Annotated in this window: 15 protein-coding genes; 12 read left to right on the top strand and 3 right to left on the bottom strand. The window is 66.1% G+C overall.

All coding sequences use genetic code 11. The annotated features are described in order from the left end of the window. Positions 1–7 precede the first annotated feature (7 nt). From ACLV74_RS08315 to arfB, 8 genes are all read left to right on the top strand, one after another. Positions 8–910 carry a 4-hydroxyphenylpyruvate dioxygenase gene (locus tag ACLV74_RS08315; RefSeq protein ID WP_411878907.1) on the top strand — a complete coding sequence of 301 codons (903 nt, stop codon included), beginning with the start codon at positions 8–10 and terminating at the stop codon, positions 908–910. A 17-nt stretch (positions 911–927) separates the two neighbouring features. Further along, complete coding sequence (locus tag ACLV74_RS08310; RefSeq protein ID WP_411878906.1) at positions 928–1,821, top strand: sugar phosphate isomerase/epimerase family protein; 894 nt, start codon at positions 928–930, stop codon at positions 1,819–1,821. Between the two features lie 128 nt (positions 1,822–1,949). Further along, positions 1,950–3,182 carry a 3-carboxy-cis,cis-muconate cycloisomerase gene (gene pcaB / locus ACLV74_RS08305; protein ID WP_411878905.1) on the top strand — a complete coding sequence of 411 codons (1,233 nt, stop codon included), beginning with the start codon at positions 1,950–1,952 and terminating at the stop codon, positions 3,180–3,182. Further along, on the top strand, positions 3,179–3,586 hold the full coding sequence (locus tag ACLV74_RS08300) for a carboxymuconolactone decarboxylase family protein (protein WP_411878904.1): 408 nt from the start codon (positions 3,179–3,181) through the stop codon (positions 3,584–3,586). Before pcaB ends, ACLV74_RS08300 begins: the two co-directional genes overlap by 4 nt. A 34-nt stretch (positions 3,587–3,620) precedes the next feature. After that, positions 3,621–4,403 (top strand): 3-oxoadipate enol-lactonase, encoded by a 783-nt coding sequence (pcaD, locus tag ACLV74_RS08295; RefSeq protein ID WP_411878903.1) that lies wholly within the window; start codon positions 3,621–3,623, stop codon positions 4,401–4,403. Position 4,404: 1 nt separating this feature from the next. Beyond that, on the top strand, positions 4,405–5,535 hold the full coding sequence (locus ACLV74_RS08290) for a Gfo/Idh/MocA family protein (RefSeq protein ID WP_411878902.1): 1,131 nt from the start codon (positions 4,405–4,407) through the stop codon (positions 5,533–5,535). Beyond that, entirely contained in the window at positions 5,532–5,981 is a 450-nt protein-coding gene (aroQ, locus tag ACLV74_RS08285; RefSeq protein WP_411878901.1) for a type II 3-dehydroquinate dehydratase, read from the top strand. Before ACLV74_RS08290 ends, aroQ begins: the two co-directional genes overlap by 4 nt. Before the next feature lie 28 nt (positions 5,982–6,009). Next, on the top strand, positions 6,010–6,423 hold the full coding sequence (gene arfB, locus ACLV74_RS08280) for an alternative ribosome rescue aminoacyl-tRNA hydrolase ArfB (protein WP_411878900.1): 414 nt from the start codon (positions 6,010–6,012) through the stop codon (positions 6,421–6,423). Positions 6,424–6,504: 81 nt separating this feature from the next. Here the strand turns inward: arfB and ACLV74_RS08275 are convergent, their stop codons facing one another. After that, on the bottom strand, positions 6,505–7,539 hold the full coding sequence (locus ACLV74_RS08275; RefSeq protein ID WP_411878899.1) for an SDR family oxidoreductase: 1,035 nt from the start codon (positions 7,537–7,539) through the stop codon (positions 6,505–6,507). Between the two features lie 187 nt (positions 7,540–7,726). Here ACLV74_RS08275 and ACLV74_RS08270 point away from each other — a divergent pair, with 187 nt between their 5' ends. Genes ACLV74_RS08270 through ACLV74_RS08260 form a run of 3 tightly spaced genes read left to right on the top strand, consistent with a single transcriptional unit; the run spans position 7,727 to position 9,717 of the window. Beyond that, positions 7,727–8,611, top strand: coding sequence for a DMT family transporter (locus ACLV74_RS08270; RefSeq protein WP_411878898.1), 885 nt, complete (start codon positions 7,727–7,729; stop codon positions 8,609–8,611). Positions 8,612–8,623: 12 nt separating this feature from the next. Then, positions 8,624–9,193: a chromate transporter gene (locus ACLV74_RS08265; RefSeq protein WP_411878897.1), complete on the top strand. Its 570-nt coding sequence runs from the start codon at positions 8,624–8,626 to the stop codon at positions 9,191–9,193. After that, a complete protein-coding gene (locus ACLV74_RS08260; RefSeq protein ID WP_411878896.1) occupies positions 9,190–9,717 on the top strand; it encodes a chromate transporter in 528 nt (175 codons plus the stop codon). The genes ACLV74_RS08265 and ACLV74_RS08260 overlap by 4 nt, the downstream gene beginning before the upstream one ends. A gap of 10 nt (positions 9,718–9,727) precedes the next feature. Here the strand turns inward: ACLV74_RS08260 and aroC are convergent, their stop codons facing one another. Further along, positions 9,728–10,828: a chorismate synthase gene (aroC, locus tag ACLV74_RS08255; protein WP_411878895.1), complete on the bottom strand. Its 1,101-nt coding sequence runs from the start codon at positions 10,826–10,828 to the stop codon at positions 9,728–9,730. Between the two features lie 126 nt (positions 10,829–10,954). Between aroC and ACLV74_RS08250 the strand changes: the two genes are divergently transcribed. Further along, on the top strand, positions 10,955–11,377 hold the full coding sequence (locus ACLV74_RS08250) for a cupin domain-containing protein (protein ID WP_411878894.1): 423 nt from the start codon (positions 10,955–10,957) through the stop codon (positions 11,375–11,377). Positions 11,378–11,500: 123 nt separating this feature from the next. On the opposite strand, the gene ACLV74_RS08245 is transcribed toward ACLV74_RS08250, so the two are convergent. Then, positions 11,501–12,157, bottom strand: coding sequence for a glutathione S-transferase (locus tag ACLV74_RS08245; protein WP_411878893.1), 657 nt, complete (start codon positions 12,155–12,157; stop codon positions 11,501–11,503). Positions 12,158–12,299 lie beyond the last annotated feature (142 nt).

Raw genomic sequence — 12,299 nt, 5'->3', positions numbered from 1 at the left:
GAACACCATGAGCACTGCCACGCAAGCGCCCACCGCCGACCGCGAAGCCATCCCCGAGGTCGCCAACCCCCTGGGGATGGACGGCATAGAGTTCATCGAATACACCACCGCCAAGCCGCAGGCCCTGGGCCAGGTGCTGGAAATGATGGGCTTCAGGCCGGTGGCGCGGCACCGTTCGCGCGAAGTCATGCTGTACCGCCAGGGCGGCATGAACGTCATCGTCAACGCCCATATTCCTTCCCTGCCCGACGGCGCCGCGCCCACCGACAAACCGGTGATCGCCGCTGTCGCACTGCGCGTGCGCGACGCGGCCGCGGCTTACCACCGCGCGCTGGCGCGCGGCGCCTGGGCCGTGCCTTCGCGCGTCGAGGTGATGGAACTCAACATCCCGGCCATTCACGGCGTGGGCAAGAGCCGCATCTATTTCGTGGACCGCTACGAAACCTTTTCGATCTACGACGTGGACTTCGTGCCCATCCCGACGGTGGAGCCGCACCCGCCCGCCGTGGCCGGCCTGCATTTTTTCGGCGTCGTGCAATACATCGGCAACGACCGCACCGAGGACTGGGCCGAGTTCTACCGCGAGCTTTTCGGCTTCACGGACCTGCCCGACGACCAGCGCTTCGGCATCCTGCCCAAGGGCCGCATCTTGCGCAGCCCGTGCCCGGAGGCCTCGCGCTTTTACCTGCAGCTGATAGAGCCCGAAGCCAGCGTGCTGGACGTGGAGGGCGACGAAGCCTTGCAGCGCGTGGGCCTGGGCAGCCCCGACGTGCTGGCCTCGGTGGCCGAGCTCACCAAACGCGGCGTGGAATTCGTCGAGTCGCGGGGCGTGCACACCGAGGACCGCGGTGCGCTCACGCGCACCTGGATGGGCAGCGTGAGTTTTGAGCTGGTCCACAACGAACGCTGAAGCGGGCGGCAAACACCATGAGCCACTACAGCGGAAACATTGACGACTTCGGGATGGATACCATCTCGCTCGCGGGGCCGCTGGAGGCCAAGCTCAAGGCCGTGAAGGGCGCCGGCTTCACGCAGATCATGCTGGCCGCCAGGGACATCGTCGGCCACCCGGACGGCATGGAAGCCGCCGTCGCGGCGGTGCGCGCCAGCGGCCTGCGCGTCACGGGCTTCCAGGTGCTGCGCGACTTCGAGGGCCTGTCGGGCCACCTGCACGACTACAAGATGGACATCGCCAAGTCCATGCTGGACATGTGCCACGCGCTGGACTGCCGGCTGCTGCTGGTCTGCTCGTCGACCTCGGTGCATGCGACGGGCGAGACCGCCGCGCTGGTCAAGGACCTGCGCAAGCTGGCCATGCTGGCGATCCCGATGAACATCAGGATCGCCTACGAAGCCCTGTCCTGGGGCCGCGTCATCAACGAGTTCCCGCAGGCCTGGGAGATCATCTGCCAGGCCGACATGCCCAACCTGGGCCTGGGCTTTGATTCCTACCATATGTTCGCCACCGGCACCTCGCTGGACGAGCTCGACATCCTGGACCCGGACAAGATTTTCCTGGTGCAGCTGGCCGACTTCATGTGGACCGAGATCAAGTCGGTCGAGGAGCGCATCGCCACCGCCCGGCATTTCCGCGTTTTCCCCGGCGAGGGCGTGCACAGCGAGGCGCTGGCGACCCTGGTGAGCCGGCTGCACGGCCTGGGCTACCGCGGCGACTACAGTTTTGAGGTGTTCAACGACGATTACCAGCAGATGCCGCTGCCCTCTGTGGCGGAGCGCGCGTGGCGCTCGGCGCTGTGGCTGGGTGAAGATGTCCTGCGCCGTTCCGTACCTTTGCCCAACCAGATGCGCCTAAAGCGATGAGCCCCCACGCTCGTCACTTCATGCCTACGGCGCGCTGCCCCTTTTCTCCTTGTATGGGGCGCATTTTTCCTTGGGGCGGCCCGGCGGAAAAACATTTTGTCACCTTTATTGAGAGGAACTCAAATCGAATGAGCAGTATTTTTGAAGGTTTTCTCTCCACACCCGAGATCCTGGACGCGTTCAGCGAGCGCAACTTCCTTGACGCCATGCTGCGCTTCGAGGCCTCGCTGGCGCGCGCCCAGGCCGGCGTGGGCCTGATCCCCGAGGCGGCCGCCCAGTCCATCATCGGCACCTGCAAGGTCGAGCTGTTCGACGTCGCCAAGATCGTGCGCGAAAGCGGGCGCGCGGGCAGCATTGCGATTCCGCTGGTCAAGAGCCTGAAGGAAACCGTGGGGCTGTTCAACAAGGACGCCGCCGGCTATGTGCACTTCGGCTCCACCTCGCAGGACGTGATAGACACGGCGCTGGCGCTGGTCACGCGCAATGCGGTCAACCTGATCGAGGCCGACATCCGCAAGGCGGTGGCGGCCCTGCTGGTGCTGGCACGCCGCCATGCGGCCGACCCGGTGCTGGCCCGCACGCTGATGCAGCCGGCCTCTGTCACCAGCTTCGGCTTCAAGTGCGCCGGCTGGGCCGCGCCGCTGGCGCGCAGCCTGCTGCGCCTGCGGGCCGCCGGCGACAACGCGCTGGCCGTGCAACTGGGCGGCGCGGTGGGCACGCTGGCACAGATGAAGGGCAAGGGCCCGCAGGTCACCGCGCACATGGCGGCCGACCTCAAGCTCAAGGCCAGCGCATTTCCCTGGCACACCCAGCGCGACGAATGGGTGGCGCTGGGCTGCGAGCTGGGCTTGCTGGTGGGCAGCCTGGGCAAGATCGCGAAGGACATCTCGCTGATGGGCCAGTATGAAGTCGGCGAGCTAGCCGAGCCGGCCGAACCCGGGCGCGGCGGCTCGTCGGCCATGCCGCACAAACGCAATCCCGTCGCCTGCATGGTGGCGCTGGCCGCCGCCGCGCGCGCGCCGCAGCGCGTGGCCGCCTTGCTGGCCACCATGCCGCAGGAGCACGAACGCGCGCTGGGCAACTGGCAGGCCGAGCTTGCCGAATGGCCGGGGCTGCTGATGTCGGCCCATGGCTCGGTGCGCGCCATGGCGCACGCACTGCCCGGCCTGCAGGTGGATACGAAGCGCATGCGCGCCAACCTCGACACCCTGCGCGCCGAACTGCCGCAGGACGCCGCCGACGAATGGTTCAACCCTGAACTGGCCGGGCTGGCCGCCGGCCAGGCGCATGCCCAGGCCGATGCCGTACAGGCACTGGTTTCGCAGACCGACGACAACAAACGGACCAAGGTGACCCCATGAGCGACTCCATGAATGACTATGACAAGGGCATGATCAACCGCCGCCGCGTGCTGGGCGACGCCTGGGTGGACAAGTCCATCGCCAAAAGCAATGCCTTCAACGGTGAATTCCAGGACCTGATCACGCGCTATGCCTGGAATGAAGTCTGGGGCCGGCCCGCGCTGGGCGACAAGACGCGCCGCCTCATGGTGCTGTCGACCATGATCGCGCTCAAGGCTTACGAGGAATTCGTGATGCACGTGCGCGCCGCGCTCGACGGACCGCCCGAGTCGCGCCTCACGCCCGACGAGATCAAGGAAGTCATTTTGCAGGCCGCCATCTACTGCGGCGTGCCCGCGGCCAACCATGCCTTCGCGCTGGCCGGCGACATCCTGCGTGAAAAAGGCCTGCTGCCCGCGGCCTGAACCGCTGTCCACGTTTTCCTTTTGAAAAACCAACATGAAAAAACCTCATCTGCATTCGGTCCGGGAAGGCAGCGGCCCCGTCGTCGTGCTCAGCCACGCGCTGGGTTGTGAACTCGGCATGTGGGACGGCGTGGCCGCCGCGCTCAAGGGCCGCTACACCGTGCTGCGCCACGACCATCGCGGCCACGGCCGCTCGGAAGCCGTGCCCGGCCCTTACACCATGGACATGCTGGCCGATGACGTGGCCGGCCTCATTGAAGCGCAGGGCGGCCGCCCCGTGCATTTTGTCGGCCTCAGCATGGGCGGCATGACCGCGCAGGCGCTGGCCGCGAAGTACCCGCAGCTGGTCAAAAGCATCACCGTTGCCAATGCGGCCATGTATTACGACGAGGCGGCGCGCGCCATGTGGGCCGCGCGCGTGAAGACGGTGCTGGCCCAGGGCATGGAGGCGATTGCCGACGGCGCGCTGCAGCGCTGGTTCACGCCCGGGTTCCGCGCAGACGAAACCGGCGGCGGCGCGCAGCGCGTGGCGGTGCTGCGCGAGCGGCTGGTAAACACCGACGCGGCCGCCTATGCCGCGAGCTGCGAAGCGGTGGCCGGCATAGACTTTCGCGCCAGCAACGTCAGCATCCGGTGCCCCGCGCTGGTGATTGCCGGCACGCGCGACGAGGCCACGCCACCGGCCATGTCCGAAGCGATCTGCCAAAGCATTCCGGGCGCCCAGCTCCAAACCCTGCCGGCCGCGCACCTGAGCGCGGTTGAGCAGCCGGCCGCGTTCGCCGCATTGCTGGAGCGTTTTTTCGAAGGCCAGCGCTGACATGAGCGCGCCCGGCACGGCACCGCTGGGCATTGCCGTCGCGGGCGCCGGCGTCATAGGCCGGCGCCATATCGAGCTGATCCAGGCCAACCCGCGCACGCGTTTGTGCGCCGTGGTCGATCCGCAGGCCGCATCGCGGGACTTCGCCGCCGGCCTGGGCGTGCCGCACTTTGCCAGCCTCGATGAATTGTTCGCCGGGCCCGCCGAGGCGCAACCCGACGGCGTCATCCTGGCCACGCCCAACCATTTGCATGTGCCTGGCGCGCTGGCCTGTGCGCGGCAAGGACTGCCGGCCTTGATTGAAAAACCCGTGGCCGATTCGCTGCAGGCCGGCCTGCAACTGGCCGAGACGCTGGCAAAGCAACCCGTGCCCATGCTGGTCGGCCACCACCGGCGGCACAGCAGCACGCTGCAGGCGGCGCGGCGCGCCATTGAATCCGGCATGCTGGGCCGCGTGGTCACGGTGACGGGCAGCGCGCAGTTCTACAAGCCCGACAGCTACTTCGAGCAAGGCCCCTGGCGCACGCAGGCCGGTGGCGGTCCCATTTTGATCAACCTGATCCATGAAATGGACAACCTGCGTTACCTCTGCGGCGAGCTTGAATCGGTCCACGCCGTCGCGTCCAATGCCGTGCGGCAGTTCGCGGTGGAAGACACCGCCGTGATGACGCTGAAATTCGCCAGTGGCGCGCTGGGCAGCTTCACGCTCTCGGACACCGTGGCCTCGCCGCGCAGCTGGGAGCAGACCTCGGGCGAAAACACCGCCTATGCGCGTGATGCCTCGCAAGACTGCTACTTCATCGCCGGCACACAGGGCTCACTGGCCGTGCCCACCATGCACATCTGGAATTACGACCCGCAGAGCCAGGGCGAACCCGGCTGGATGACGCCTTTCACCGAAAAAAACATCGCCCTGGACGCGGTGGACCCCCTGCAGGCGCAGTTGGACCATTTCTGTGATTTGATCGCCGGCAAGGCAGGGCCGATAATCACCGTCGCGGACGCCCTGCAAAGCCTGCTGGCCGTGGAAGCCGTGCGGCGCTCGATCGCCACCGGCAAGACCATCGCGCTGCGGGACCTCGCCCTCAACCCCGGACAACCTGAAGAAACCCTGGAAAGACTCGCTTCATGAAAACAGCCCTGGTCCTCAACGGTCCCAACCTCAACCTGCTGGGCACGCGCGAGCCCGCCGTGTACGGCTCGCAGACGCTGGCCGACGTTGAGGCGCTGTGCGCCGATGCCTGCAAGGCCCACGGTTTCAAGCTCGACTTTCGCCAGAGCAACCACGAAGGCGCGCTGATCGACGCGATCCATGAAGCGGGCCGCGCCCAGGCCGCCGGCACGCTGGCCGGCGTGGTGCTCAATGCCGGCGCGTATACCCACACCAGCGTGGCCCTGCACGACGCGATCAAGGGCGCGGGCGTGACCCTGATCGAGCTGCACATCAGCAACGTGCATGCGCGCGAGGCTTTTCGCCACCACTCCTACATCTCGCCGGCCGCCAAGGCCGTCATGGCCGGTTTCGGCGTCAAGGGTTATGCCCTGGCGATTGCCGGCCTGGCCGAACTGGCCGGCTGAAGCGGACACGGCGCGGACAAGACTGACCATGGCCGCGCCACCCAAATTCCCGGTCGACGAACGCGAGGTCGAGTTCAGCGCCATACGCGCGCAAGGCGCGGGTGGGCAGAACGTCAACAAGGTGTCCAGCGCGATTCATTTGCGCTTTGACATCCACGCCTCTTCGTTGCCCGAGGTCATCAAGGAACGGTTGCTGTGCCTGTCCGACAGCCGCATCACGCAGGAAGGCGTGCTGGTGCTCAAGGCGCAGCAGCACCGCACCCAGGAGATGAACCGTGCCGACGCCCTGGCGCGGTTGCAGGAGGTCGTCGACGGCGTGTCCAGCCCGCCCAAGGCGCGGCGGGCGACCAAGCCTACGTATGGGTCGAAGCAGCGCAGGCTGGAGGGGAAGAGTCAGAGGTCGGTTACCAAGGGGTTGAGAGGGCCGGTTCGGGATTCTTGAACTGGCCGTTCGGGCCTGGCGTCGGTTTTTGTGCTTGGGGGCGTGCCTTTTGCTGAGGTTGCCGGCCGTGGACAAAAAGGCTCACCCTGCCCCCACACTCCCCGTCACAGGCAAAACAATCCCTGTGATATAGCTCGAACACACCGGCGACGCCAGAAACACGTACGCAGGAGACAGCTCCTCAGGTTGAGCCGGCCGGCGCATGTCGGTTTTCTTGCCGAAGTCCTGGATCATGTCGGGCGGTGCATCGGCCGGGTTCAGCGGCGTCCACACCGGGCCGGGCGCAATGGCATTCACGCGTATGCCCTTGTCAAGCAGGTTGCTGGCCAGCGCCTTGGTGAACGCATGGATCGCACCCTTGGTGGCCGAGTAGTCGAGTAGTTTGGCGCTGCCCTCCAGCCCTGTCACCGAGCCGGTGTTGATGATGCAGGAGCCCTTCTTCAAATGTGGCACCGCGGCCTTGGCCATGTGGAAGTAGCCATACACATTGGTGCGCAGGGTTTCGTCAAAACGCTCTTCCGTCAGGTCTTCAATCGAATCGGCGTGTTCCTGGAAGGCGGCGTTGTTGACCAGGATGTCGAGCTTGCCGAGTGACTTGACGGTTTTTTTCACCGCGCTGCGGCAGAAGGCCGCGTCTTTCACGTCGCCCGCGATCAGCAGGCAGCGCCGGCCCTCGGCCTCCACGCAGCGTTTGGTTTCTTTCGCGTCCTGGTGTGAACTGAGATGCGCCACGGCCACGTCGGCGCCTTCGCGTGCGAACAGCACGGCGACGGCACGGCCTATGCCCGAGTCGGCGCCGGTGACCAGCGCGGTCAGGCCTTCAAGCTTGCCGCTGCCTTGGTAGCCGGGCGCCATGAACTGCGGCTTGAGTTCCATCTCCGCTTCCAGGCCGGGTTTGCGCAAATGCTGATTCGGGAGCGGCGGCTCGGGATAGTCCTGCTGGCCGGCCTGCACGGCTTTTTTGGGCTTGCCGGCGGCGGCTTCGCGTTTGGCGCGGTTGGCGGTGTCCTTGCTATCCTGCTCGCGCTGGATTTTTTGTTGTTTGGCGGTGACGGGCTCGCCGCGCGCGGCGGGGCGCGTGGAGGATGACGACGACGGTTTGCTGGCTTTGGGCATGGCGTTTTTCCTCAACGGTGGGATAAATGAAAACGTCCATTTGGAGCGAACCGGGCCGTCCCCGGTGTAGGAAAAATTCGCGCTTCCACCCCAGCGAAGCCTTGGGGCCCCTGCAGCTTTCGCCCGAATCTTGCACAATCAAGCCACCTCCCATCGCCGCTTTTCATTGCCGCCCACGCGGCGTTTCATGCAAACCCGACACTTCCTCCAGCTCATCGCGATGTCCGCCCTCTGGGGCGCATCATTTCCCCTTTTGCGCATTGCCAGCCCGGCCCTCGGCCCCTGGGTGGTGGCCGCCACCCGATGTACCCTGGCGGCCATCGTGCTGAGCCTGCTGATGAGCACGCTGCGCGACCGCTGGCCGCCGCGCAGCGCCTGGCCGCGCCTGGCGCTGCTGAGCATGCTGTCGGTGGTGATTCCCTTTGTGCTGTTCAACTGGGCGGCGCTGATCATTCCCTCGGGTTACTCGGCGGTGCTCAATGCCACCGCGCCGCTGTTCGGCGTGATGGCGGCCGCGCTGGCCGGCGAGGAAAGGCTCACCCGTGTCCGCCTGCTGGGCTGCGCGGTTGGCTTTGCCGGCGTCGCGCTGCTGGTGCAGCTGGGGCCCGTCGCCGTCACGCCCACGGTGGTGCTGGCGGCGCTGGCCTGCGTGGCCGCATCGGCCAGCTACGGCTTTGGCGCCATCCTCATGAAACGCGCGACCATGGCCTATTCGCCCCTGCCTTCGTCGGCGGTGGTGCACGTGGCCGCGGCCCTGATCCTGGTGATACCGGGCGGCATCACCGCGCCTTCGGCCGTCCTGACGCCGGGCGCCGTGGCGGCGGTCGCGGTGCTGGGCACGCTCACCTCAGGCTTTATGTACTGGATCAGCATGCGGCTGATGCGCGAGATCCCGGCCAGCGCCACCACCTCGGCCGCTTTCATGATCCCGCTGTTCGGCGTGACATGGGGCGGGCTTTTCCTCGGTGAGCCGGTCACGGCCAGCATGCTGCCCGGCTGCGTACTGGTGCTGTCGGCCACCGCGCTGATCACGGGCTTCAACCCCTTCCGGGCCGCGCCGCCGGAGCCTTGAGGTCCTTCCGCCATGACGCCATTGCCCTCTGCCGCGCCCCGGCTGCGCACCCTGTTTTTGGCCTTCTCCAAAATCGGCTTGACGAGTTTTGGCGGCGGCCTCAGCGGCTGGATGATGCGCGAGTTCGTCCAGCAGCGCGCCTGGCTGACCGAGCAGGAGTTCCTCAGCGGCCTGGCGCTGGCGCAAGCCTTTCCCGGCGTCAACGTGGTGAACCTGGCCATCTGGATTGGCTACCGCCTGCGCGGCGGCCCGGGCGCGCTGGCGTCGGCCCTGGGCATTGTGCTGGGGCCCATGGTGGTGGCCATTCTTCTGGCATCCGTGTTTTCCACCGTGGGCAATTCCCACCGGGTCCATCTGGTTCTTGCCGGCGTGGCGGCTGCGGCGGTGGGCCTGTCGCTGCAGACCAGCCTGCGTGCCGCGCGCCATGCGGCAAAAGGTGTCGCCCGGGCGCTGGTGCTGGCCGCCACCTTCGCGGCCATCTTTATCTGGCGCCTGCCCCTGCTGTGGGTGGTGGGCGTCATGGCGCCGCTGTCCATTGCGCTGGCCTGGCAACGGATAGGCCGCGAGGACCGGCAGCCATGAACCTGCCGCTGCTGGGCCAGTTGCTGGCGGTATTCGTGCCGCTGTCCTTCCTGACCGTGGGCGGCGGCCAGAGCATCGTCGCGGACGTCCACCGGCAGTCCGTCAGCGTGCACGGCTGGATGAGCGACGGCCAATTCCTCGACCTGTTCGCGCTGTCGCGCCTGACACCCGGGCCGGGCGCGCTGCTGGTCACTCTGGTGGGCTGGCAGGTAGCGGGGGTGTGGGGTGCCTTGGCGGTGTCCGCCGCGATTTTTGTGCCCAGCTCGGTGCTGGTGTACGGCCTGGCAACGGTCTGGTCGCGCTATCGCACGCACAAGGCCACGCGCGCGATTGAGTCGGGCCTCGCACCCGTCGCCGCCGGGATGATTCTGGCGGCGTCCTGCACCGTGTTGCGGGCGGCCGAAGGCGGTGTCTGGGCCTGGTCGGTGGCCGCGCTGTCCACGCTGGTGCTGATGTGGACGCGCGTCAGCCCGCTGCTGATGCTGGCTTTGGGCGGCGCCGTGTTTTTACTTGTGATGCCCTGAGGGGCGCGGCTCAGGCCCTGTGCCGGGCCTCGATGTCCGGCGTGCCGACCACCACGTCGGCGTTCTGCGCGCGCTGGCGCAGCGCATGCTCCATCACCACCAGCGCCAGCAGCGCCTCGGCGATCGGCGTGGCGCGTATGCCCACGCAAGGGTCGTGGCGGCCCTTGGTCACCACTTCCGCCGGGTTGCCCGCCGTGTCGATGGACTGGCGCGGCGTGATGATGGAACTCGTCGGCTTGATCGCAATCGACACTTCCAGGTCCTGGCCGGTGCTGATGCCGCCCAGCGTGCCGCCGGCGTTGTTCGAGAGGAAACCTTCGGGCGTCAGCGAATCGCCATGCGTGGTGCCGCGCTGCGTGACGCTGGCAAAACCCGCGCCTATCTCCACACCCTTGACCGCATTGATGCCCATCATGGCAAAGGCGATGTCGGCGTCGAGCTTGTCATACAGCGGCTCGCCCAGGCCGACCGGCACACCCGAAGCCGTCACGCGTATGCGCGCGCCGCAGGAGTCGCCGGCCTTGCGCAAGGCGTCCATATAGTCTTCCAGCCTGGACACATCGGCCACAGGCGCGAAGAAGGGATTGTTCGGCACATGGTCCCACGACTCAAAGGGAATGACCTCATCGCCCACCTGCGTCATGCAGCCGCGAAACACCGTGCCGTATTTTTCGGCCAGCCATTTTTTGGCAACGGCGCCGGCCGCCACCGTGGGAGCGGTCAGCCGCGCCGACGAACGGCCGCCGCCGCGCGGATCGCGCAGGCCGTATTTGTGCAGGTAGGCGTAGTCGGCGTGGCCGGGCCGGAAGGTTTCGAGGATGTTGCTGTAGTCCTTGCTGCGCTGGTCGGTGTTGCGGATCAACAGGCAGATCGGCGTGCCCGTGGTCTTGCCTTCATAAACGCCGGAGAGGATCTCGACGGCGTCCGGCTCGTTGCGCTGGGTGACGTGGCGGCTGGTGCCCGGGCGGCGGCGGTCCAGGTCGGCCTGGATGTCCGCCTCGCTCAGTTCCATGCCCGGCGGGCAGCCGTCAATCACGCAGCCAATGGCCGGGCCGTGGGATTCACCAAAGTTGGTGACCGCGAATAGGGTGCCTAGGGTATTTCCGCTCATGGGGCTGATTATCCCCGAGAGCGTGGGCGACCTTTGCGCAGGCATCGCGGCAGACTCTGGAACACTTCCTGCTTGCTGCACCGCACCAATCCCGATCTGGATGTCTTGATTGAACAGGAGCACCCCATGCTGGACCGCACCACGACCAAGTTTTCCCACGTCAAGCCCGGCGACACGCAGTTTGTTTCCGGCGGTTTGCGCGATTTCTTTCTGTACCGTGACCTCGGCATTGCCGACGCGACCAACGGCAAGGTGATCGCGCACCTTGTCAAGGCGAACATGGCACCAGAAACAGGCACGGGATGGCACCGTCATGAGGCGGATTTCCAGATCGTCATCATGGTCAAGGGCTGGGCCCGCTTCATGTACGAAGACAAGGAAACCCTGGTCGAAGCCGGCGACGTGGTGCACCAGCGGCCGGGCATCAAACATTTCCTGTTCGACTACTCCCCCGACATGGAATACCTGGAAATCGTCGGGCCGGCGGATTTCAAGTCGATTGACGTGGACCCGGTCTGCGATATCCCGCCTCCCACTCCATGGAAATAACCGTCCTCTGACAGGGGCCTGCCTTACTCCAGTGACATCGCGGAACCGGCTTTGCCGGGCCGCAGGTGTCGCCCCCTGCAAGGGGGGGAACAGGCTACACGCAGTGAGCCTGGACGGGGGTGTTCAAAATTCTGCATCGAGTTCATCAATGTCATCCGGCTCCTTCTTGGCCGCAGCAACCCACTCCTTCATAGCCGGCAACTCCATGATCCGCTTGCAATAAGCCGTACAAGCCTTGTCCAGCGGCACGTCATAAGTCAAAAACCGCGTGACCACCGGCGCATACATGGCATCGGCCACCGACAGCTCCTTGCCGAACAGGTAAGGCCCGCCATAAGACCCCAGGCATTCCTTCCAGATCTCCAGCACGCGGTCTATGTCGGCCTGCGCGCGCGACCAGACCTTGAAGTTGGAAAAATGGGCCTTGATGTTCATCGGCAGCGCCGCGCGCAAGGAGGCAAAGCCCGAATGCATTTCGCCGCAGACCGCGCGGCAGTGCGCGCGCACCTTGATATCCGCCGGCAGCAACTGCGCCTTGGGCTTGATTTCATTGAGGTATTCCGCAATCGCCAGCGTGTCCCAGACCTTGACGCCGTTGTGCTGCAGCGAGGGCACCAGCATGCTGGAGGAGAGCAGCAGCATTTCGGCCTTCATGGCCGGGTCGTCGGGGGAGATCACTTTTTCGGTGAATTCCAGCCCGGCAAACTTCGCCAGCAGCCAGCCGCGCAGCGCCCAGGCGCCGTAGTTTTTGCTGCTGATCGTCAGGACTGCCTTGGCCATGAGATTGCTCCTTGAACCGCAAAGTTGGTCCCCACCGCCCGGGGCTGCCAAAACCTCCGCAAGGGTTGTGCCAGCGAAAGCTTTACGCGGCGACTGGCCCGTAACTTGCCTGCATCCAGGCTACCTGGGCCACAAGCCCGAA

The sequence above is a fragment of the Polaromonas sp. YR568 genome (assembly GCF_943369415.1).
Taxonomy (GTDB): Bacteria; Pseudomonadota; Gammaproteobacteria; order Burkholderiales; family Burkholderiaceae_C; genus Polaromonas.
The sequence above is the reverse complement of the archived record's forward strand: the minus strand, read 5'-3'. Positions and strand labels throughout refer to the sequence as shown.